At 48.0% G+C, this 22991-nt stretch carries 23 protein-coding genes; 16 read left to right on the top strand and 7 right to left on the bottom strand.

Annotated features, from left to right (window positions below):
* Positions 1–20: 20 nt before the first annotated feature.
* A complete protein-coding gene (locus tag FO441_RS08740; protein ID WP_145288794.1) occupies positions 21–1520 on the bottom strand; it encodes an FAD-dependent monooxygenase in 1500 nt (499 codons plus the stop codon).
* A 127-nt stretch (positions 1521–1647) separates the two neighbouring features.
* Positions 1648–2742: a glycerol dehydrogenase gene (locus FO441_RS08735; protein WP_145288791.1), complete on the bottom strand. Its 1095-nt coding sequence runs from the start codon at positions 2740–2742 to the stop codon at positions 1648–1650.
* Between the two features lie 243 nt (positions 2743–2985).
* On the opposite strand from FO441_RS08735, the gene FO441_RS08730 reads away from it, so the two are divergent.
* The 3 genes from FO441_RS08730 to FO441_RS08720 all read left to right on the top strand — a co-directional run bounded on the left by FO441_RS08730 (position 2986) and on the right by FO441_RS08720 (position 6616).
* Positions 2986–3765, top strand: a complete 780-nt coding sequence (locus tag FO441_RS08730) for a CHAD domain-containing protein (RefSeq protein ID WP_145288788.1) — start codon at positions 2986–2988, stop codon at positions 3763–3765.
* 90 nt (positions 3766–3855) lie between these two features.
* Positions 3856–4641, top strand: coding sequence for a hypothetical protein (locus tag FO441_RS08725; RefSeq protein ID WP_145288785.1), 786 nt, complete (start codon positions 3856–3858; stop codon positions 4639–4641).
* A 154-nt stretch (positions 4642–4795) separates the two neighbouring features.
* Positions 4796–6616 carry a purple acid phosphatase family protein gene (locus tag FO441_RS08720; protein ID WP_145288782.1) on the top strand — a complete coding sequence of 607 codons (1821 nt, stop codon included), beginning with the start codon at positions 4796–4798 and terminating at the stop codon, positions 6614–6616.
* Positions 6617–6708: 92 nt separating this feature from the next.
* Here FO441_RS08720 and FO441_RS08715 read toward each other — a convergent pair whose 3' ends face one another.
* Positions 6709–7122, bottom strand: a complete 414-nt coding sequence (locus tag FO441_RS08715; RefSeq protein WP_145288779.1) for an NUDIX hydrolase — start codon at positions 7120–7122, stop codon at positions 6709–6711.
* Positions 7123–7333: 211 nt separating this feature from the next.
* Between FO441_RS08715 and FO441_RS08710 the strand changes: the two genes are divergently transcribed.
* From FO441_RS08710 to FO441_RS08690, 5 genes are all read left to right on the top strand, one after another.
* On the top strand, positions 7334–8611 hold the full coding sequence (locus FO441_RS08710; protein ID WP_145288776.1) for an acyl-CoA thioesterase/bile acid-CoA:amino acid N-acyltransferase family protein: 1278 nt from the start codon (positions 7334–7336) through the stop codon (positions 8609–8611).
* Between the two features lie 102 nt (positions 8612–8713).
* Positions 8714–9451 carry an SDR family oxidoreductase gene (locus FO441_RS08705; protein WP_145288772.1) on the top strand — a complete coding sequence of 246 codons (738 nt, stop codon included), beginning with the start codon at positions 8714–8716 and terminating at the stop codon, positions 9449–9451.
* Positions 9452–9526: 75 nt separating this feature from the next.
* On the top strand, positions 9527–10876 hold the full coding sequence (locus tag FO441_RS08700; protein WP_145288769.1) for a M20/M25/M40 family metallo-hydrolase: 1350 nt from the start codon (positions 9527–9529) through the stop codon (positions 10874–10876).
* A 201-nt stretch (positions 10877–11077) separates the two neighbouring features.
* The gene (locus tag FO441_RS08695) at positions 11078–11461 is read left to right on the top strand and encodes an RrF2 family transcriptional regulator (RefSeq protein WP_145288766.1); all 384 of its coding nucleotides are present in this window, start codon (positions 11078–11080) and stop codon (positions 11459–11461) included.
* Positions 11462–11549: 88 nt separating this feature from the next.
* Complete coding sequence (locus FO441_RS08690; RefSeq protein ID WP_246095090.1) at positions 11550–12443, top strand: NAD(P)/FAD-dependent oxidoreductase; 894 nt, start codon at positions 11550–11552, stop codon at positions 12441–12443.
* A gap of 55 nt (positions 12444–12498) precedes the next feature.
* Here the strand turns inward: FO441_RS08690 and FO441_RS08685 are convergent, their stop codons facing one another.
* Positions 12499–13368 carry a patatin-like phospholipase family protein gene (locus FO441_RS08685; RefSeq protein WP_145288760.1) on the bottom strand — a complete coding sequence of 290 codons (870 nt, stop codon included), beginning with the start codon at positions 13366–13368 and terminating at the stop codon, positions 12499–12501.
* A 156-nt stretch (positions 13369–13524) separates the two neighbouring features.
* On the opposite strand from FO441_RS08685, the gene FO441_RS08680 reads away from it, so the two are divergent.
* From FO441_RS08680 to FO441_RS08660, 5 genes are all read left to right on the top strand, one after another.
* Positions 13525–13758, top strand: coding sequence for a hypothetical protein (locus tag FO441_RS08680; RefSeq protein WP_145288758.1), 234 nt, complete (start codon positions 13525–13527; stop codon positions 13756–13758).
* A gap of 20 nt (positions 13759–13778) precedes the next feature.
* Positions 13779–13991, top strand: coding sequence for a hypothetical protein (locus tag FO441_RS08675; RefSeq protein ID WP_145288755.1), 213 nt, complete (start codon positions 13779–13781; stop codon positions 13989–13991).
* Between the two features lie 252 nt (positions 13992–14243).
* Positions 14244–14681 carry a general stress protein gene (locus tag FO441_RS08670; RefSeq protein ID WP_145288752.1) on the top strand — a complete coding sequence of 146 codons (438 nt, stop codon included), beginning with the start codon at positions 14244–14246 and terminating at the stop codon, positions 14679–14681.
* A gap of 181 nt (positions 14682–14862) precedes the next feature.
* Positions 14863–15858: a YsnF/AvaK domain-containing protein gene (locus FO441_RS08665; protein WP_186365521.1), complete on the top strand. Its 996-nt coding sequence runs from the start codon at positions 14863–14865 to the stop codon at positions 15856–15858.
* Positions 15859–16075: 217 nt separating this feature from the next.
* Complete coding sequence (locus FO441_RS08660) at positions 16076–16792, top strand: general stress protein (RefSeq protein ID WP_145288746.1); 717 nt, start codon at positions 16076–16078, stop codon at positions 16790–16792.
* Between the two features lie 38 nt (positions 16793–16830).
* On the opposite strand, the gene FO441_RS08655 is transcribed toward FO441_RS08660, so the two are convergent.
* Positions 16831–17586 carry a hypothetical protein gene (locus FO441_RS08655; RefSeq protein WP_145288743.1) on the bottom strand — a complete coding sequence of 252 codons (756 nt, stop codon included), beginning with the start codon at positions 17584–17586 and terminating at the stop codon, positions 16831–16833.
* Positions 17587–17788: 202 nt separating this feature from the next.
* Here FO441_RS08655 and FO441_RS08650 point away from each other — a divergent pair, with 202 nt between their 5' ends.
* Positions 17789–18496, top strand: coding sequence for a DNA alkylation repair protein (locus tag FO441_RS08650; protein WP_145288740.1), 708 nt, complete (start codon positions 17789–17791; stop codon positions 18494–18496).
* 79 nt (positions 18497–18575) lie between these two features.
* Here FO441_RS08650 and FO441_RS08645 read toward each other — a convergent pair whose 3' ends face one another.
* On the bottom strand, positions 18576–19349 hold the full coding sequence (locus tag FO441_RS08645) for an acetoin reductase (RefSeq protein ID WP_145288736.1): 774 nt from the start codon (positions 19347–19349) through the stop codon (positions 18576–18578).
* 222 nt (positions 19350–19571) lie between these two features.
* Here FO441_RS08645 and FO441_RS08640 point away from each other — a divergent pair, with 222 nt between their 5' ends.
* Together FO441_RS08640 and FO441_RS08635 are read left to right on the top strand one after the other, a co-directional pair.
* Positions 19572–20843: an OFA family MFS transporter gene (locus FO441_RS08640; protein WP_145288733.1), complete on the top strand. Its 1272-nt coding sequence runs from the start codon at positions 19572–19574 to the stop codon at positions 20841–20843.
* A gap of 92 nt (positions 20844–20935) precedes the next feature.
* Positions 20936–21721 (top strand): SDR family oxidoreductase, encoded by a 786-nt coding sequence (locus FO441_RS08635; protein ID WP_145288730.1) that lies wholly within the window; start codon positions 20936–20938, stop codon positions 21719–21721.
* A 57-nt stretch (positions 21722–21778) separates the two neighbouring features.
* Here FO441_RS08635 and FO441_RS08630 read toward each other — a convergent pair whose 3' ends face one another.
* Positions 21779–22618, bottom strand: coding sequence for a YitT family protein (locus FO441_RS08630; protein WP_237605973.1), 840 nt, complete (start codon positions 22616–22618; stop codon positions 21779–21781).
* Between the last annotated feature and the right edge of the window lie 373 nt (positions 22619–22991).

Here is a 22991-nt window from a genome sequence, read left to right as displayed (position 1 = left end):
TGCATGGTGTGAAAGTTCCACTATTTCATCCGCATATCAAACGCTTCTATATATGCACGAATCGCATCGCTGTACCTTGTCGTCGTGGCGACACCGATATACCCGTCGGGCCTTACTAGGAAGGCCGAGTTTCTATTGATGCCCTTGCGCTTCATTTCCCGGGTCCAGTAGGCGTAGTGGAGGGGGATGCCATACTGATCGGACACTTTCTTCATCTGCTTATTCGGAGTGCCGTAGACGTGCATCTGCCAGTCGGCACTTTTCAATGGTTCGTAGTTGTCGCCGTCATGGGTCTGTACCCACGGCAGCCGGTCCCCGGCAATTATCGCACCGATCCTGCCACTGCTCAGAAGGCTGTCATGGTAGCTCAGTTTTGTCTGGGAAAGCATTTTGAATACTTCTGTTCTCAGCTTGCTGCTCTTGAGCACTTTCGGAATGATATGAGGTATGACTACGTTTCTGATCGTCTTGCTGCGGACGACGAGCTGGAAGGCACGGTCGGTCGTTGCGACGAGCTTCCGGGCGAAGCCGATGCGTTCTGTCTCGTATGTATCGAGCACGCTGTCATCCATCCTGTCATTGAGCACCATCGCCAGTTTCCATGCCAGGTTGAAGGCGTCTCCGATGCCTGTATTCATCCCCTGGCCCCCAGCCGGGCTGTGTATATGCCCCGCATCTCCTAGAATGAATGCACGGCCCTGCCTGAAATTCTCGGCGACACGGTGGTGCACCCTATACGAGGAATACCAGTTCACTGTGCCCACTTTGACGGGCAGTACTTTTTCAACATGGGGGATGAGTGGCGCAAAGGCTTCGGGTGGGCCATTCCCAAGAAGGGCGTCGGGAATGATACCGATCAGCCTTACATTGCCGGTCGTGCGGATGTTCAGTGCCAGCTTGAACTCACTGCCGCGGAATCCGGCAGAGAACCCTCTGAACGGCTTTTCATTCACTACATCGGCAACAAAGAACATCTGACTGTAGGTGCCGCCGGGGAAACCGATGCCGAGCTGCTTTCTGACGGTACTATGAGCGCCGTCGCAGCCGCATATATAGGCGAACCTCGAATGGGTCTGGCTGCCGTCCTTGCTGATCAGTGCTTCCACATGATCCGCCTGCTGCCGGAAAGCGACCAGCTCCGTATTCCACTCGACCAGAACATGCTTCGCTTTCAGCCATTCGATGAGGATCGACTCGTGAATATCCTGCGCCAGACTCAGCACGAAAGGGTAGGGGCTTTGTCCTTTCCCCATCCCACCAAGCGGTACCTGGGCGACTTCCGTCCTGTTCTTATAGAGATGGATCGCATCTTCGACGATTCCCGCTTCAGTCAGTGCGTGCGCCATATCGTGCTGACGATAGAACTCGAGCGTTCGTGCATGGACGACCATTGCTCTTGAAGTCGTTCCGGGACCGGCGTTTTGATCAATAATGCGAAAAGGGACACCCTGCTTCTCCAGTCCAAGCGCCAGAGCAAGCCCGGTCGGACCGGCACCGACAATCAGTACTTCCTTCTCCATTTCCTCTCCCCCTTGAAGCCTCTCCGTTTTTACTTCTATACCCATTTTAACGATATGTAGAATCTCATACCACTTTGAGCAAAATAAAAAAGCTGACAGGCGAATGCCTGCCAGCTCCATAATCCATCTATTGTTTCTGACTCAGTTCACTGACTGCCAGTATGGCGTTCGCCACATCTTCAGCAGTGATTTTGTCGCTCAAGTTTCCGAGTGTATCGTTCGGATCGATTGCCAGCTGGCCGACTTTGACCAGGTCTTCATAGCTTGTATCCTCGAGATGCATTTCCTTCAGTGTCGTCGGCATGCCGATTGCTTTATAGAAGCTGATATATTTCTCCATCACTTCATCGGAACTATTTTCAAGCAGCAGCTGGACAAGTGTGCCGTAAGTGACCTTCTCGCCATGTGACAGGTGGTGGATGTCACCGGAGAGCGTTGTGAATCCGTTGTGGATGGCGTGTGCTGCTGCAAGACCGCCATTTTCAAAGCCGAGACCGGAAAGGAGTGTATTGGCTTCGATGACAGCTTCCACTTGAGGGGTCACAAGTCCTTTTGAAGCTGCCTTGTATGCCGCATGCCCATGCTTGAAGAGTGTCTCCTCGCACTTCTCTGCAATGGCGATGGACGCAAGCGTCGGCTGGCCGCCGACCATCGTTTCGCCTTTTCTGCGCAGTGTCGCACGCGCTTCGACCAGCGTTGCCATCGCGTCGCTCATTCCGGAAGCAAAGAGTTTAAGCGGCGCATTGACCACAACTTTGGAGTCGACAAGAATGAGATCCGGATTTTTATCATAGAAGCGGTATCCCGTGAACTCGCCTTCATCGGAATAGATGACTGAAAGGGAGCTTGTCGGTGCGTCTGTCGATGCGGTTGTCGGTACGATGATGACTGGTGCGCCGAGGTTGTCTGCGACTGCTTTGGAAGTATCCAGTGTTTTACCGCCACCTACGCCGATGACGATGTCCGCATTGTTGCCTTTGCCTGTTTCGCTCAGACGGTCGATTTCCACTTCCGATGCTTCTCCATTGAACTCCTCATAGACGAATTCAACATCTGCTTCCTTGAAACTCGCTTTAATCGTCTCACCAGTAATCGACCATACTACTTCATCTGATACTAAAAGAGGCTTCTGTGCGAGTTTCTTCGTTTCCTGTCCGAGACTTTCAAGCACGCCTTGACCTTGAATATACTTGCCTGGGGATTGGAATATGAATTTTGACATTTGAACACCCTCCATAATTTGAATTCATTCCTTATCTTGCCTTTATGCGCATTTTGAAACCCATTCAAACTATTTTATTGAGGCAGATTTGTGAATAATGGAGGCGGCCTTTCATTTTGTGCTTAGCCATCCTTCATTATTACCGGGTTGTGGAATTTCCCTGTATAGGGTATATATAGTATAGAAGCGTCTATATGCTTGGATGATCCAGACGGGATGAAAATTTCAAATGAGGTGTAGAAGATGGAAACAGTGCAGGATGTACTTTCGAAACGTGCGCGCCGATTGAAGCAGTCACATACGGACTATCTGAACAATCCATACCACCCGAAAACCACCCACGCGATGCGTGTGAATTCAAGAAAATTGCGGAGCCTGCTGAGCTTCCTGAAGCCCACAATCGAGGAAGGGAAATATAAGAAGCTGAATAAAGCACTGAAGGACCTGGCCCAAGTATATGGACCGTTGCGTGAACTGGATGTACTGATCGATCTGTGCAACCAGATCGCTCTGAAATCCCCTGAGCTGAGTGACCACAATCAGCAGATGTTCAGATACCTCCACAAGGAGCGCAATGAAGAGATGGAACGGACGCTTGTAGAAGCGGATAATAACCTGAAGACGATCGAGACGGTGGAAGCGGATTTGAATGGATTGATATTCAATATCGATGCCGAATGGGACGACTTCATTACAGAACACCTGGAGAAAAAGAACAAGGATCTGAAGGCAGCCTACCAGAATGTCGACCGGAACAACTATGAGGCCGTGCATGACATCCGGAAAGAGGCGAAAAAGCTGAGATATTCAGCCAGATATCTCGGAAAACTTGCTTCCATGAAGCATAAGGGCATAAGAAAAGATGCCAGAAGAATCCAGGAGGAGTTCGGCAAGCTCACCGATGCCCATGTCAATGAAGAGATGCTCGCTGATTATGCAGATAAGGTGGATGACAAGCATCTGAAAGAGACCTTCAGGAAAATGAGCGAGGCGCAGGAATCGATCGATAGGGCAGACAACTGATTTTCATACCCGTCGCCATCCACAGGTGGACGGGTTTTCTATTATATGCATAAAGAATAGTAAATAAAATCAAACATAAGAGGGACAAATATGAAGAATAAAAAGAAGTTCACAGGTCTTGCAGCAACTATTTTGACAGGCACACTCCTTGTGGGATGCAGCAACCCGTTCGATCGGATGGCAGATGGCATCAATTCCATGCTGGCTGAAGAATCCACGGCAACGGATGAGCCAGTGGGTACGGCAGAAGTGCCGGTTTCCGACACAGGTGAGACAGCGAAGGAAAGTACACAGGAAGCTGCAGAAGCAGAGACAGCTGAAGTTGAAACATTGGACTACAGTCACCTGTTGGGTCAGGGCGAAGCAACGACCTTGGGAGAAGGGACTTTCATGGTCGGTGAAGATATTCCGGTTGGCCGATACCATGTCACTGCAACCGAAGGCTTCGGCAATATTTTCGTCTATGATACGGAAGAACGCCTGACCTTCAACGAAGTCATGAGCGGAGAAACCGATAGCATCGGCCAATCTGAACCGGGTGAGGCAGTGATCTTTCTTGACGATGGTCATAAAGTGGAAATCTCCGGTATGAGTGGTGTCAGCTTCACACCATATGAAACAGCCGAAGTCACTGAACTTGTACCAGGCCAGTGGGTTGTGGGAGAAGACTTTCCGGCAGGCGTCTACGATATCAGTCTGGAAGAGAGCGAAAGCCTCGGATACTTGAAAGTGAATGCCATCAAGGAGTATGAGAAATCCCGATTTGCCCTGGGCAACCCGGCATACGGCGGTGCGACGACCTTTACCACTTCGTTCGAGGAAGGAGAAGTCGTCACAGTCGAGGTGATACCGAAGGTCACACTTGCCGAGCGGTAGCGGCAGCTGGAATTTCACATGTACAGGTACTGTAGACCATAAATAATCCATGTAAAGCTTTCCTAACAGAATCTTAAGATGGAATTCATATTCCTTTCCTATAATTGAACATGCAACACATCATTGTTCAACAATTATAGGAGGGTACCCAAGAATGGCTTTTAAAAAGTTTCCTGACAAGCGATTTCTAGCAATGACGTTCATCACGCTGCTCGTCTTTACCCTGATCGCAACCGCACTGACTAGTCCGATTGCTCAAGCAGGGGGCGGAGGGGGTCCAATTGCGCCTGACTCCGAACCGATGACCGAAGAAAAGGAATTCGATCCTGTCCTGACGGAAGCGAAGCCCGAAGTAGCGGAAGTTGAACCGAACAACATGCCAAACAGGATCATCACGACTTTCAACGGAGATACGTCAAGCGAAATGGGCTTCAACTGGTATACGACGGATCTCGCTCGGAATCCGATGGTATGGGTTTCCAAATCCGGCAACTTCGAAGATGCCATGACGTTCGAAGCAGAGGCGACTGAAGTGACATCAAGCTACGGGGAACGTGACATGAACGGCAACTTCATTTTTGCCGAAGTGGCTGAAGATGAAGAAGGGGAGCCGATGGAAGATGAAAATGGCGAACCGGTCATCAATGGGTACTATACCGATGCACAGGCACATGGAGATGAATGGATGTCCGGCGACTATGGCCACATGGAGCTGATTGATGTAACGGAGCACTCGTATAAGGCAAAAGCGACAGGCCTCGAGCCGAACACAACATACTACTACAAGGTGGGCAGTGAAGCGGGGCAGATGAATGAAGTCGGCGAGTTCATGACTTCCGGTGAAGACGGAGACCGCTTCAGCTTCATCCATTACACAGATACACAGAATGCATTCTGGAATGAGAATGTACGCAATGAAGCGGCATTTGGTGCAGATACCCTCAAGCATGCACTCGCAACAGCAGAAGAGGCAGCTTTCGTTATGCATACGGGCGATGTGGTCGAGGTCGCAGAAGTGGAAGATGAGTGGGTAGACATCTACGAGCGCTCCCGACCATCCTTCATGCAGACTACCATGGCGGTTGCCCCAGGAAACCATGACGAATATACACTGGAATACGGTGACGACCCGGTTGTTGAGAAGTTCAACCAGCATATCAATGTGCCTGTAACAAACGACGCCATCTCAGGTGGGTCATACTATTCCTACGACTACAACGGTGTTCATTTTGTCACACTGAACACAAACGACAACAAGGAATCTGAAGACAACCCTGGAGGCAAGGCCATTGGAGAAGAGCAGATGGCATGGATCCGTGAGGACATCGAACAGGCGAGAGCGAATGGTGCAGAATGGGTCGTGCTGAACTATCATAAGCCGCTCTATTCAAAATCCTACCACTCCCTGCAGGATGAAGACGTCCAGCTGGTCAGGGAAGAACTGACCGCTCTGATCGACGAGCTTGATGTAGATGTAGCACTTCAAGGACATGATCACGTCATCTCCAGAACCCACTCACTGAAGCATGTGCCATCTGAAGAAAACTTCTCGAATGGTGTAATAGAGGATGTAAATACATTCTACGGGCAAAATGGCGTGGAATATCTGGATAACCCGGATGGTACAACATATATCCTGCCGAACACAGGCGGTACGAAGGAATACGATAACCTTTATGAAAAAAGCGCTGAACACCTGCATGAAGTCAGACCGGATCTCGGCTGGATGACACAGGAGGACATGGACTACTACAACAGCCTGTTCGCTTTCGGCTATCAGCCACAGGAGACGGAAGCTTTCGAAGAATCCCACTCCAACAACCGTGACTCTTCCACGCAGAACTTTGCAGTATACGAAGTCGTGGACAATGAAATGGTTGTACGCATGTATCAGGTGAGCGGAGACCTTCACAAAGGTGAAGAACGTACTGTGCAACTGATCGATGAGTTCGGCATATATAAATCAGAAGAGTAACAGAATGGATATGAATCAATAAAGCGAGCTCCTGGAGTTGATGCATTCAACTTCAGGGGCTTTTTAATATATGGTTAAAACTTCATATGTAATCAGAATTCCACACAGAAAGGTTGAGCCGTCTCGTCGAGGCACTTCTCTATTCGTTCACGGAAGTTACTGCGTTTGACCATGGATAATGCTTCTTCAATCGGGAAATAGCCGACTTCAAGGCTTTCTGGTGAAGTAGTTGGTTCCCCGCCGACCGGCTTTGCCAGAAACAGACTGTTGCATATGGATTTCTCGACGTTCTGATAGATGCCACAGAATTTGATAATCTCAACATCAATTCCCGCTTCCTCCTTCGTTTCCCGGATTGCCGCCGCCCTCAGCGATTCTCCTTCCTCGACCTGACCGCCAGGCATTTCCCATCCTCTTCTCGGACCATTGATCAGAAGTATTTCGTCGTTATCATTAATTACAATCGTGGCTGCAGAAACACTGTGTTTTGGTGGTGTGAATGACATCTCTTTTTCCCTTTCTGTTTTAGAATTTCCTCATGTATAATTATAATCGAAATATAACGGAATTTTTAGATATTTTGCATCATCATACATTCCGTTGAGTGTGCTAAATTGACCATGACACTTATGACAGATATGCAGAACATCTAAGAGACCAGGTTAAGGTTTACCGACTGGACCGGAACGAAACCATAATATATAAGGGAGATCCATCATGCCGAAAATAGTTTTAGGGCAAGACGTACTGTTCATTGATCAGCCGCTCGATTTCAAGGCGGTGGAATGTACGCCGGGTGAAACAGTCATTATCAGTGCGGAGATGTGTGACGAGGAGAATAAAGTATTTCATTCTTTTGCATCATTCTTGGTCACGGAATCCGGAGTTGTGGATCTGGCCGCCGATGTACCGACGGAAGGGACATATGATTCAGCGGATGTAGCGGGACTGCTGTGGTCGATGATTCTCAAGGAAACAGATGAGGATGACTATTTTGTAAAGAAGACGGATTGTGACCTTTCTGTGAGGTTTCAAGTGAAATATCAGGAAAAGGTTATGGATTCCAAAGAGGTTTTCATAAAATTCATGAATGATGATGTAAAGAAGCTGAATATTCTGGAGGATGGAATTATCGGGAACCTATATGCACCAGTTGCGGAAGGGAAATATCCATCGGTCATCATATTGAGTGGATCGGATGGCGGGAATGAAGGGCATGCAGCGTCCTATCTTGCTTCAAAAGGCTACCTTGTTCTTGCCTTATCCTATTTTAACGACACTGGACTTGGAACAGATCTCGAGAATATCGAACTTGAATACTTCAAAAATGCAACAGAGTATTTGAAATCCCATGCCAGCAGCAGTGGCAGTGTCAGTCTGATCGGCTATTCAAAGGGGGCGGAGCTTGCACTGGTTCTCGGAGAGCGGTATGACCGATACAGTTCAATTATCGCCGGTGCACCATCCAGCCATATCACCTCCGGCATGAAAAACGGCATGTTCGCTCCAGTCACCGGCTGGGTTCAGGATAATGATCCTCTGCCGTTTCTCAAGATGAAATTTTCGATAGGAATGGTATTGAAATCCTTTAAGGGCTGGATAGCGAAAGAACCGTTCAATTTTCTTGGTGTATGGGACAAGTCTTTGCATACCGATAAAGCGCATGACAGCCGCATAGATGTGCAAAAAATCAGCTGCCCGATTCTCGTCATTGCTGGCGGAGATGATCGGCTATGGCCATCAGAGACCCACACGGAAAATATAAAAGCGCAGAGGCATGATGACAGAGACAGGTACTTGGTGTATGAAGAGGGCGGTCATTTTATTTCCTTTCCTTACAATTTTCATCAGATGCCGGCCAATGTAAACATGAATATCGGAAAGATGACGATGAACTTTGGTGGGTCCAAGAAAGCGAATGCCAAGGCGAGCAAACAGTCTTTAGAAGAAATTCTGAGTTTTCTTCATGCACATAATGAAGGAAGAGGTGTATAAAACATCGGAATTATCCTGTTATTCAATTTGCTTTATCAGGTATATCCAGCAAATATACTTGAACTCATTAGAAAAATAAGCAGTCTCTAGGAGAATCAGATCATGAAAGAACGCATATTGATTACCGGCGTCAGTCGGCCGCAAGGTATTGGAAGTACTCTGGCACATAAGTTTAGAGCCTCGGGTTATGAGGTGCTTGTCCACGGTAATTCCGAGTATGACACATACATGGAATACCCGGATGCTGGAGAGTCGTCGTCCTTCCCTGAAATAACAAGATTAAAGGATTCGGATCTCTCCACTAAAGAAGGCATTGACCAATTGATTTCGGAACTGGCAAACGATTGCCCCATTAATCATCTCATCCTATGCCATGCCTACAGTACACACGGTGAGATGGGCACTTGGTCATTCGATGAGATCAATAATCATCTGATCACCAATGTCACTGCCAGCATGCTGCTGATTCAGGCATTTCATAAGCAATTCCGGGGAGAGGATGGATGCATCACTTTATTTACATCAGGCCAGAACCTGGGGCCGATGACAGATGAAATGCCATACGCCGCGTCAAAGGCTGCAGTTGCCAATCTGGCGGTGCAGACCTCTCATGCATTGGGGAAACAGGGGATCAGAGTGAATGCCGTCAACCCAGGTCCGACCGATACTGGCTATATTGAAAAAGACAGTGAGTTGTACAAGCATATTGCAGACCAGTTCCATTCCAAGCGATGGGGCACTCCAGACGATGTCGCCAACCTTCTACTTTTTCTTCATAGCAATGAAGGAAAGTGGGTTACCGGTCAGATGATCGATAGCGAAGGTGGCTTCAGACGCTGAAGACTCTGCCACTTTGTGAAGTCGGTCAAACTAACAATACTGGTTAGGAATAATAAAAAGAACAGGTGAAGAGCGATGAATTATAAGGAAATCATTGATCAGAATAGAGAAGCATATCTCGAAGAACTATTCGAAGTACTCAGGCAGAAGAGCATCAGTGCACAGAATGATGGTGTTAGGGAGTGTGCGGAGCTCGTGGCAGACAAGCTTCGATCTGCCGGCATGCAGCATGTGGAACTGATGGAGACGGAGATTCATCCTGTCGTCTATGGTGAATATCATGTGTCGAAGGATGCACTGACCATTCTGATCTACGGCCATTATGACGTACAGCCGCCGGATCCAGTCGAAGCGTGGGACAGTCCGCCGTTTGAGCCGACTGTGCGCGATGGCCGGATCTATGCACGTGGTGCGGGCGACAACAAGGGACAGATGATGGCGCAGGTTCTGGCAATCCGGACATACCTTGAAGCGGAAGGAACACTGCCGGTGAACGTCAAATTCCTGATTGAAGGAGAAGAGGAGATCGGCAGCGTGAATCTTGTCGATTTTGTTGACACGCATCGTGAGAAGCTCAAGGCCGATCTCGTCTACGCATCTGATGGTCCGATGCTGCCTGACGGTCATCCGTACGTACTACTCGGTGTCCGCGGCATTCTGTATGTAGAGCTTGAAGTCGAGGAAGCGGCGTTCGACAACCACTCCGGAAATAAAGGGAACATCGTGCCGAACCCGGCATGGAAGCTCATCGATCTGCTGCATACGATGCGTGACGCAGATGGTAATGTGCTGATAGACGGCTTCTATGATGATGTGCTGCCGCCGACTGAGGAAGAGCTGGCGTTGCTTGAGAAACTGCCATTCGACCTCGAAGAAGTGAAGCGTAACGTCGGTCACGACGGCATCAGCATGTCGAAAGCCGACTACTACCGGAAGCTCTGCTTCGAGCCGACGTTCAATATCGCAGGGTTTGCAAGCGGGTATGGAGGAGAAGGATCGAAGACGATCATTCCGAAGGATGCCAAGGTGAAAATCGATATGCGCCTCGTCATGAACCAGGACCCGGACAGGATATTTGAGCTGCTGCAGAATCACGTGAAAAAGCACGCCCCGGATGTTACAGTCAAGCAGTTCGGCAAGATGTGGCCGTCCCGCACATCTGCTGACATGCCGTTCATCGAACCGATCCGTCAGGCGGCGGAAAAATCATTCGGCAAGGAAGCCTTCATCCAGCCGAGCCTCGGCGGCAGTCTGCCGGATGCCGTCTGGACGAAAGTGCTCGGTGTACCTTCCGTGCTGGTCCCATATGCAAACGTCGATGAGGCCAACCATTCGCCAAACGAGAACATGATGGTGGAAAACTTCTACAATGGCATAGAAGCAACCTGTCATGTGCTGGATGTCATGAAAGATATTGATATGTAATATAGAGCCCCTGCAGCGGAATGATGTCCGTTGCAGGGGCAATTTTTTGGTTTATTTTTTCAGGATGTCAGTGAGCAGCTGGTTTACTTCATGACGGGCTTCATAAGAATTAACATTACAAATTATAAGTATCTGGCAGTTGCTATTCGTATCAATCGGCGTTATTATGGACTTATAATATCCATAATTAGAGGTGTCGTAATGAAGTTTTCCAAAGGAACGGATTATGCCTTGCACGCAATGGCCTATCTTGTATGGCAGAAGGACAGCACAGACAAGCTGCCTGTCCAGGAACTGGCACAGAAGCTCGATGTATCGAGCACGTATCTCTCGAAGATACTGGCACGCCTTGTAAAGCGAAAGTATATCATCGCAACGAGTGGTGCCAAGGGCGGCTATTCACTGCCGGCCAACTGGAAGGAGATTTCCGTCTATGATGTCATCGTCGCCATCGACGGGGAACCGACATTGTTCGAAGACAGTTTCAATCACGGCAGCGAATGCAAGATCCAGCGGCTGATGATGGAAGTGGAGACGGATATGATCCAGGCACTCAAGAACAGAAGTATTGAACAGCTGATATAGAATGAAGACGATTTGTCATGCAAATCGTTTTTTAAACTTCTAATTATGGATATTGTGACTCTATGATATATATGAAGGTGGAATGGATATGTATGATGTGATTGTCATCGGTGGCGGTCCCACCGGTCTCAGTGCTGCATTAAACTTCGGTCGGGGGCTGAAGCGTGCACTGGTCATTGATGAAGATAAGCCGAGGAACAGGGTGACAGAGGAATCGAACGGCTATTTGACGCAGGACGGCATCAGCCCGCTCGAATTCAGGAAGCTGGCGCAGAAGGATGCTTTGAAGTATGAGGGCGTGTCACTTGAGCGCGACCGCGTAGTGGATGTTGAAAAGCAGGACGGCCATTTCATCGTCTCCACATCCACAGATGCATTCGAGAGTCGGCAGGTTCTGCTTGCAGCTGGCCTCCGGGAAAAGCAGCCAGACATTGAAAACTTCGAGCAGTTCTACGGGACTTCCATATTCTACTGTCCATGGTGTGATGGCTATGAGCTCAGAGACCGGCCGCTCGCAGTCATGGTGGATCAGGATACAATCGGCCATCTGGTCATGCTGATCTCGAACTGGAGTCGTGACCTGCTCTTTTGTACAAATGGCGTCGATGTACTGACCGACGCACATAGAACAATGTTTGAAAACAAAGGCTTCAAATACAATGAAGCGGCCATTTCAGAACTGTCAGGCACTGGCGGGCAGGTGGAGACAATCACATTCGAAGATGGCACAGAAGCGCAGATCAAGGGCATGATTGCCAGAATGCATTGGAACACAAATTTCGATTTCCTGGAGAGTCTCGATCTGAAAAGGGAGGAAAATGGAAAGTTCACAGTGGACAGTTTCAGCGAAACATCGGTGGAAGGTCTGTATGTTGCCGGTGAAACGAAGAATAATTTTGCCGGTCAACTGATCGATGCCGCTTCAGATGGCGGTATGGTCGCAAAATATATGATGATGAAGCAGATCCAGGCCGATTTCTGATCCATGATGATAGACGAATAAAAAATTGACCTGGCAGAAATTCCTGCCAGGTCTATCAGTGGTTGTACTGCTTTCCAGCAGCACCAAGAAACGCCTGCATCGCTGCATACTGGTTTTTCGCATCGTTCCAGCCGAGTTCGTACAGGCTTTCCAGTCGTTCCCTGTTCTTTTCAGTACGGCCGACTTTGATATCTTGGCTCGGACTGATGACGAATGCCTTGTGGGCTTTCTCCTGTTTCCTAATGTAATGCAGTGTTTCATTATAGTGCTGATAGCGGACGCCGAGTTTGTCATTGATGATGGGGTGGTCCTTGTATTTGATGATCTTCGATATTTTGCCCGGCTTCTTGAAGTAGCCACGCGGCTTGGTCAGGATGACGATGTTCAGTTTGAAGCCGTCAGCCTCCGCCTTGCGGATGGGAATCGGGTCGGCAATGCCGCCGTCCAGCAGCAGCTGACCATTGTGCTCGACACTGGTAGCCACAAAGGGCAGGGAGCTTGATGCCCGGAGCAGCCTGGCAATCGTCGTTTCATCGTAGTCGCTTTTCTTGAAGTAGACAGGTTCTCCGGATTCACAGTCCGTCGCACCGATGACGAACTCCTCAGTGCCTTGCATCAGCGTTTTCACATCGAAAGGCACAAGCCTGTTCGGTATCTCATCGAAAATGAAGTCCATGCCGAATACTTCCCGTTTTCTGATGTAGTTCGAGAAGGAGAGATAGCGTTTATCCTCAATGAAATCCAGATTTACCTTCTTGTTGCGGCCCCGCTGCCGTGCAAGGTAGGAAGCCCCCATGCAGGCTCCCGCCGATACACCGATGACATAGGGGAAGTAGATGTCCCTGCTCATGAAATATTCCAGCACACCCGCCGTATATAGACCGCGCATGCCGCCACCTTCAAGCACCAGTCCTGCGTCTGTCATATTTACACCTTCGATTCTTTTTGGGATGGTTTCTATACATAGAATTCTAACAGATGATCAGAATGCATGTAAGCCACTGGATCCATGATGGATTGAAGTAGTCGGTCATATTCGTGTAGACTGAAGATAAATAGCATCTAAAAAGGGGGAGCGGACATGCGGGAACTGAATAAGACATCCATGCTGCTCGGACTGCTGTGGGTGGTAATTTCATTTACACTCGTACGAACTGTACTTGAAGAATGGCTCTATACAGTCAGTCCGGCCGTGATTCCACTCATCATCATTACCCCGGTGCTTCTGATCAGAATTCTGTTCGACTACATACTCAAATACGACTACTTCAATAAGGATTATAAAAAGAGCGGTAGACAGGGACCGGACAAATGACATTGCAAAGGAGGATGAACATGTCGAAAATCAATGCAACTTCCGCGCTGCTTGCGTTCATATGGATGATCACATCTTTGGTCATCGTCATGATCTTCTTCGAAAAATGGTTCAAGACATATTCCCCGATTCTTTTCATTATTCCGGCAGGCATGTTGCTCATTCATTTCATTTTTGAAAACATACTCAAATACGACTACTTCGACAAGGAATATAAAAACGACGAAAAATGAACCGGCATCCAATCGAAGGGTGCCGATTCTCCTCATATTCAGGATCAGAATGCTGCAGTCCAGCCACCGTCGACGAAGACTTTGTCTGCCAGTTCAGTCGTACCGAGCTCTCTTGATTCGGATGGGGTCTGCATATGTTTGCTGTATTATGCCAAGGGTAAACAATCAGTAAATAGTAGATGAGACGCAGCATATCGATGGCCCTGCGCAGGTCACGATTAAAATGACACACATTTTACTGGAGGACTGATTATGAATAATATAGAGACCTATAATAGCCAGGAAGAAGTCATAGCCAGAATAGATGAGTTGAGAAGTCATGGTGTGGATGAAAATGAAATTACAGTCGTGTCCCGGAAAAAATTAGACGCCGGTGGATCGCTAGGCGACTACTCCGATGTAAGGTTCAAGAATTCCGAAGGGACCACGTGGGATAAAGTGGTATCATTCTTCTCGAGAGAAGACAACGAAGAACACGTCATCCATGACTTGGAACTTTCACAGGACGAGGAAAGGGAATACAGGGAGGCACTGGACAACGATAAGATTCTGCTCCACGTTCTCGGCAACAGAGTGACAGATGATATGTTTGTAGACACCGGTAGCGACTTTGTTGAGAGGACATCCTACGATTCGATTGACGAATCGAATGAAAAGGGAAAAGTCGACAGAAGAGGCGACGGAATATAGGATGAAGTGATGACAGCCTGGCTCTGGGAAGCCGGGCTGTTCTTATATAAAGAATGAAAATTGCATATGTTTGTTATGTTGTGGTCGGGGTACATATCTACTAACCGAGACACCAGCAGAGGGACATCCTGATTCGGTAATTGAAAATGATTGATCAATGAAATCAATTGGAGGACTAATCATGAGAAAAATGGAAACATTTATCGATGAAAGAGAAGTCACAAATAGAATCGATCAGCTGAAATCACAAGGTGTAGATGAAAACAATATGACACTCATTGCCAACCGTGATCTTAATGTAGGTGGTGCGTTTGGCGCGTATTCCGATGTGAATATCAAAAGTTCCGAAGGCAGCCCTTGGGACAAAGTGGTATCATTCTTCACAGGAGAAGACACGCAGGATCAGCGGGTGAATGATGCGAGGCTGACGGCCGAGGAAGAAGAATCATTCAGACAGGCACTGAATGAAAATAAAATCATCCTTTACGTCGATGATGAACCATCAGTTGGACGGAACACGGGTGCCGTGGATAATTCCTATGGCGACGTCACTGGTGTTTCAGAAGGTGCAACAGCAGGTACAGCCGGTGCTTTCGCAGCCGCTGACCGTGACCGCGACACAAGTCTTACGGATGATTCCTATGCCGACGCTGGCGGTGTATCAGGTGTTGCAGATACAAGGACAAACGATGACTATGCAGCCACTGGGCGTGATCGCAATACTGCATCCGATGAAGAGACGATGGCACTGCGTGAAGAACGTCTGAGATTTGAAAAGGAAAACGTCCAGACGGGTGAGGTGGATGTCGATAAGCACGTCGAAACAGAGCGTCAGGAGTTCGATGTCCCTGTAGAACGTGACGAAGTCACAGTCGAGCGGCGTCCGGTAGATGACAAAAGGCCAGCAGACGACTCGGCTTTCATCGAAGGTGAAGATTCCATCAGAATCCCGGTAAATGAAGAGCGTGTCAATGTGGATAAGGAAAGCGTCGTTTCCGAAGAGGTCGTCATCAAGAAAGACAAAGTCAAAGATAAGGCGCATGTCTCAGAAGAAGTACGACACGAAGAGGTGGACATCGATGAGACATCTGGAAAAGACAGAGATGGACTGAGGGATGAAGACGAAACTCTCAGTGATGGATTTCGGGACAACCAGAGAAGAGACGGCAGAATATAATATATGACGGGAATCCCGGCTCATTCGAGCCGGGATTTCTTTTCTGATACAGCTGGCAGTGCCCTCGCTCGCTTTCCTATCTGCGGAGTTCTGATGGATGAGACCTGCATATGTTTGTCAAGCTGCTACAAGGGAATAATCTAATATACAAAAAACAGGCTGAAACATTCTGATTCGGTATCATGAATAATCAGCAAATCTGACTGGAGGACTTGTCATGAGAAAAATGGAAACATTTGTTGATGAAAGAGAAGTCAAAGAAAGAATCGATCAGCTGAAATCACAAGGTGTAGACGAAAGTGATATCACAATCATAGCCAATAGAGATCTTGATGTAGGCGGTGCATTCGGAGACTATTCAGACGTCAATCTCAGAAGTTCCGAAGGCAGTCCATGGGATAAAGTCGTTTCGTTCTTCACAGGAGAAAACACACGCGACCAGCCGGTGAACGACAATACTTTGACCGAAGGGGAAGAGGAAGAGTTCAGACGGGCACTGGATGAGAATAAAATCATTCTGTATGCTGATGGTGCCGCAGGTCGCGATACAGATGCAACTGGCACTGTCTACGACGATACAACGGCCGCTGAGCAAGGTGCCAAAACACGTGTAACAGATGACACTGCTGTCACGGAGCGTGATCGCAATCGAGGCGTGATCGATAATTCCTATGGTGACGCAACTGGTGTTGAGGAAGGTGCCGAAACTCGTGCGACAGATGATTATGCAGCGACAGATCGTGACCGTAATCAAGGTGTGATTGACAATTCCTACGGTGACGCGACCGGCATGGCAGAAGGTTCAAGGGCGAATCTGGCTAGTGGAGATGCTCACACCGATCACGAGCACAATATTGCTGATGAAGAATTGGGTCATGAAGATGTGGACGCAGAAGAGGCACCAAAAACAGATCGAAAGTACGATAAAATATAATATGCAACAGTGAAGCCTGGCTCGTAAGCCAGGCTTTTCTATGTGTAGATGGCAATAATCTCGACCTCTATCGCATTGGTATCATGGTAGATCGGCTGCAGTTGCTTGTGGCTTCCGATATCACTTTCCATGATCTTCCGCGTGTTGCTGTCGAGATTCATGAAATCCTTCAGCGGGTCGAACAGGGTGACCGCACCGTCATAGGTCTTCTTCACCTTGGCGAGCACGATATTATCCTCCTCAAGCTCATCGAATTCATTTTCCTCGATCAGCAGACAGTCACGATGGAGCTTGCTGAAGATCAGCGTATCCATGTCATTATTGTAGACGGGCAGCTTCACCTTATCGAAGTCGAAGACCATATTGAACAGATCCGCATCGTCTGAAGTCGATCCCATCAGTCCTGCATCGAGCAGTTTTGACTTCATGAGGCGGGTCACTTCATACATATCGAACGCTTCGTGTATTTTAAGCGGCAGTGTCGCCCGGAAGATCATTCTTCTGCTCAGATCCTCGATCTCCCTGAACGCATCTCCCGCTTCGAAATCGACAAAATAGTCATTATGCACAAGGCTCCGCTCGAAACTGATCAGTTTCGACGGCGCATTGCTGATGATTTCCCCCTTGATGACAGAAGACTTGCCCAGACCAATCTGCGTACTGTCGAACCCCAGCTGCGCCCCCTTGTCCGTCTGGGATTCGATCTCCTTGAACTCGACAGCCTGGCCCGCACTGGCGAATGCGTAGTAGGTGTCGTATAGGTTTTCATTAAAATAAATCAGGTTATAGAACATGATCTGACCTCCAATGTCATAGGATGCCTGCTGTGCATCCTATCTTACAGTGTCACCCGAACGTATTCATATTATAACACGAACATATGTTCGATTAAATACGAACGTTTGAGAATTGATATATAAAAGTTCAATGGCAGAATGAGTTGCTCTGTCATTAAGATGATAAAATTGAAAGGAACATAACAGAGGGGTGATGGATATGGATTTTCAAACGGTAATGGAGAACCTTGAGCACCTGGGCAAGGAACGGACGAAGAAGATGTATATGTCGAATGGTGCAGAGGAACCGCTTTATGGTGTCGCTACGGGGGCTATGAAGCCGATGGCAAAAGAGATCAGGACGGACCAGACACTTGCGGATCAGCTGTACGACACGGGCAATTATGATGCCATGTACTTCGCAGGGATTATTGCAGAGCCGAATGGCATGACGGAAGCCGATTATGATCGCTGGATGGATCAGGCATACTTCTATATGCTGTCCGACTACGTCGTCGCAGTGACACTGGCGGAAGCAGATATTGCACAGGAAGTCGCCGACAAGTGGATCGACAGCGGGGAGAACCTCAGAATGTCAGCCGGATGGAGCTGCTACTGCTGGCTGCTCGGCAGCCGCAAGGACCATGAGTTCTCTGAAGAGAAGATTGCCGGCATGCTGGAACGCGTGGAAAATGAGATCCACAGTGCCCCTGATAGAACGAAGGCGTCGATGAACAACTTCATCTACACCGTCGCCACCTCATTCAAGCCACTGCATGAAAAAGCCGTGGAAACATCGGAAAAAGTAGGCATAGTGGAAATGCATCGGGGGAATAGGAAACCCGCCAAGCTTGATGCCAAGGAAAACATCATGAAGCAGGTGGAGAAGGGCAGAATCGGATTCAAACGGAAGTATGTAAGGTGTTGAGAAATATAATTGAATAGATTATAAAATACTCCCTGCAGTCAGAAAGTCGACTCCAGGGAGTATTGGCTATAAAAGCGATTTATCTATACACAAGTCCGCCATCTGTCACGATGGCCTGACCGGTAATATAGTCGGCTTTGTCGGATGCGAGGAAGCTGACGAGATTGGCGACGTCCTGGGGTTCCTGATAGCGGCCCAGTGAGATGGCTCCGGAGAATTCCTTGAATGCATCTCCTGGTTCCATATCGTCATTGTATCTGACCATTTCTGCATCGATGCGATCCCACATCTCGGTCTTCGCTACACCCGGGCAGTAGGCGTTCACTGTAATGTTTTCTTTGGCGAATTCTTTTGAAGCGGAATGCGTCAGAGATTTGACGGCATGCTTCGTTGCGGAGTAGGCGCCGAGCATTTCATATGACTCATGCCCTGCGATGCTGCATGCATTGAGGATTTTACCTTTGCTGCCCTGATCCATGAACTGTCTGGCAGCTGCCTGTGTGCCGAACATGACGCCATTGACGTTGATGGCAAAGATCTTGTTCATCTGCTCTTCCGTGGTCTCGATGAATGGGGCAACGATATCGATGCCTGCGTTGTTGACGTAGACGTCCAGTTGGCCGAAATTATCCACTGCTGCTTTGACAAAATCGGTATGCTTGTCTCGCTTCGATACATCTCCAGCAACGGATACGACTTCATACCCCTCGTTCTTGAACTCTTTCTCAGTCGATTTCAGCGCATCTTCGTTGATATCCTGCAGGACAACTTTGAATCCATCTTTCGCGAGCTGTAATGCGATACCTTTACCTAGACCAGCGGCAGAACCTGTAACAACTGCAACTTTATTCATCTACTCATCCTCTCAAATTTAATTCACTTTCTCTTTACCCTTAATTGCGGCAATCAACTGTTAAACTAAAGGACTAGACATAATTAATACTAACATTCGTTTATAATGCTAGAAGAAACTAAAAAGATATAATTTTTCTAAAATAATACTATTATATACGTACATTTATGTTATTATTGTATTTATCGTTCGTATTTTAATGTGTATTGGAGGAATTGTCATATGGATAGGTTGAATAACAAATGGATACGGGCTGTGCTGCCTGCACTCCTGATCCACTGCAGCATCGGTACGGTATACTGCTGGTCCTTATTCAAGGGGGATATTGCTGCCTATATCGGAAGCAGTGTGGGTGATGTGGAGTGGGCGTTCAGTATCGCCATCTTCGTACTGGGCATGTCCGCAGCGTTTGGTGGCAGGTTTGTTGAAAAGGATATTCGGAAATCTTCCCTGCTTGCGGCGGTGTTCTTTGTTGCCGGCATGGCGGGCACAGGGTTCTTCATCTATCAGAAGTCGTTGATGGGCATCTATCTTTCCTACGGTGTGGTCATGGGCATCGGTCTTGGGATCGGCTATTTGACACCGGTGAAGACATTGATGCTCTGGTTCAAGGAACAGAAGGGCTTGGCGACGGGTCTTGCGGTGCTGGGATTCGGTCTGGCGAAAGTAATTGCGAGCCCATGGATCGAGCAGCTGCTTGGCGCACGCAACAGTGAAGGCGTGCTTTTGAATCCAGCGAACATCTATACGATGTTCTTTATTCTGGCAGGTACATATATGGTGATGATGCTGATTGGACACCTTTTGATCCGGAAGCCGGCGGGCTATACGGAAGCAGTCGCACAGAGCCAAAGCTTCAGCTACATGGAAGTGTTGAAAAATAAAACATTCATCGGCATCTGGCTGATGTTCTATCTGAATATCACTTGCGGGCTCGCACTCATTTCCCAGGAGAAGGGCATTCTGGTATTCATCGGTTTCGGCGCCATCGGCCTTGTCAGTGCATTGACGGCAATCTTCAATGCAGGGGGCAGACTCATGTTCTCGGCACTCGGTGACCAGCTTAGGGACCGCAACTCGATCTATAAGATCATCTTCATTTCATCCATTACAGCGATTGTACTGCCGCTCGTGTTCAATGGCGTCAGCAGTACGATTACGACATTCTTCATCATCGCCCTGCTGTGCATCGTCAATGCGGGATATGGAGGTGGATTTTCATCCTTGCCGCCGCTTCTGGCCGATCGTTTCGGTCTGCATGCGATCTCGACGGTGCACGGACTAGCACTGTCTGCCTGGGCCATCGCCGGACTGACCGGCAACCAGCTGGCGACTTTCGTACTCGCTCAGACAGAATCCTATAACGTACTGCTCTATGTCATAATGGGACTCTTCGTCATTGCAACGCTGATCAGTGCATTCGTTGTCCGACCTGGAAAAGTGGATTTGCCGACTGAAGAAGTGAACACGGAAAAAGAACTCGTTACCGGTTGATTTCAAGTTGCCTTGCATCATCCCTTTACGTTTATGACCACTCTATATGGGAAGAGTAGAGTATCATTAACGAAAAAGGGGACAGTTATAAAATGAGCAAAACAATCATGATTACAGGCGCCGGTTCCGGTCTCGGGAAGGGCACGGCAATCGGGCTGGCTAAGGAAGGCCATAAGGTCATTGCCAGTGTTGAAAATCTGCCGCAGAAGACGGGACTGATGGAAGCGGCAGAAGCGGCTGGTGTGGATATTGAAATCTTCAAAATGGACATCACGAACACGAAAGACCGTGAGCGTATGAAGCACTATGACTATGATATATTTGTCGCTGATGCGGCGGTCAATGAGGGCGGACCCATCTGGGAAGTGCCGATGTCTGCACTGCGTGAACTGTTCGAGGTCAACGTGTTCAGTACACTCGAAACGGCCCGCATTGCTGCAGAACACTTCGTGGAGAAACGCCAGGGCAAGATCGTATTCATGTCTTCCATGGCCGGTTCCATGGCAGCTGCCTACAAAGGGCTCTATGCATCTTCCAAGCATGCTCTGGAAGCCATCGCCAAGTCGATGCGCCAGGAGCTTGAAGAATTCAATGTACAGGTTGCCACAATCAACCCGGGCCCATTCGAGACGGGCTTCAACAAGCGTGCAGTGGAGGAGAAATGGGAATGGTTCGATCCCGACAAGCATTACACTTCCGTTGAAAATCTCAAGGAAAGCGAGCAGGGGCTCGATCAGCAGAATGATCCGCAGCTGATGATTGATAAGATGGTGGAAATCATTCCGAAGGACCACCACAAGTTCCGTACTGCATTTCCTGAAGATACGGCCGAGAACATGCGCCAGGAAGAGAAAGAGAACTGGGATATCGAAATATAAAAAAACAGGGTGCAAAATCTCTTGAGAGATGCTGCACCCTGTTTTTATTTTACATATCTATGCGATGGAATTGCCGAGTACGCTGTTTACATCGTTGACGACGACAAATGCATTTTCATCGTAGTGCTTGATCAGACGTTTCAGCCGGGTCAATTTGGATTTATTGATGACGACATACAGAATGTCGTTCTCTTCTCTGGAATAGAATCCTTTACCATTCATCATCGTTACACCGCGGCCGATTTCACTGTTGATCAGCTTGCCCAGTACTTCCGGTTTCTGGGAAACGATGGTGATGGCTTTCTTCGGATTCATACCTTCTATCATGAAGTCCATGACTTTTACATTGATATACATTGCGACGACAGTGAGCAGCACCTGCTCGATCGTCAGTACCGTCAGGCCGATTGTAATGACCATCAGGTCGAATGCCAGGATGGCATTCGCAATTTTTATATCCGTATACTTGTTGACGATTCGTCCCAGTATGGCCGAACCAGCCGTCGTTGCACCGATGCGGATGACAAGACCATTACCGAGACCAAGGAAAAGGCCACCGAAAATGACATTGAGCATGATTTCATCCGTCTGTATGACAAATGAATCTGTGATTCCGAGGAATACTGACATCATGATGACCGCAAATATCGTATAGTACATGCCACGTCTGGACAGAAATTTAAAACCGATGATAAGCAGGATGCCGTTCAGTACCAATGTGGAGATGGCAGGTGATATATTAAATGCATACAGGATGATGATCGCCAGTCCCGATACACCACCGTCCCCCAAGTTTCCTGGAATCATGAATTGATTGACTCCGATCGAGAACAGGAAAGCCCCCAGGATGACAGCTGCGATGTTGAGCAGCGTCTGAAGCGTAATTCTCGGCGTCATGAGTATTTTTATATTTTCAAAATTGATTTTGTTAAGCCCTTTTTTTATCATTTCAATAACCCTCCTTATAAATCGTTTGAATGCCGCTGATTCATAATAAAGGGAGTGGTAACAAATTTCAACTCATTTACTCATAGTCCTAATAGAAAGATAATTCAGCCTGGAGCCCTTGAGGCTCAAGGGATTTAATCCTCTTTGGAAGTAAGCGTCTTCTTGAATGAATAAAGGATAGAATGCAAAGATATTAATACAAGAAAACGAGCAAAGAAGTGAGTTGTGATGAGATTTGAGGTTCAAGACTATAGAGAAGAGCGGATCGATATGTTTGAAGAGGAAGCTCAGAAAATCAGGGACGTGTTCGGTAGGGGACTCG

This window comes from Salinicoccus cyprini (genome assembly GCF_007713705.1).
Taxonomy (GTDB): Bacteria; Bacillota; Bacilli; order Staphylococcales; family Salinicoccaceae; genus Salinicoccus; species Salinicoccus cyprini.
This window is presented reverse-complemented; position numbering and strand designations above follow the sequence as displayed.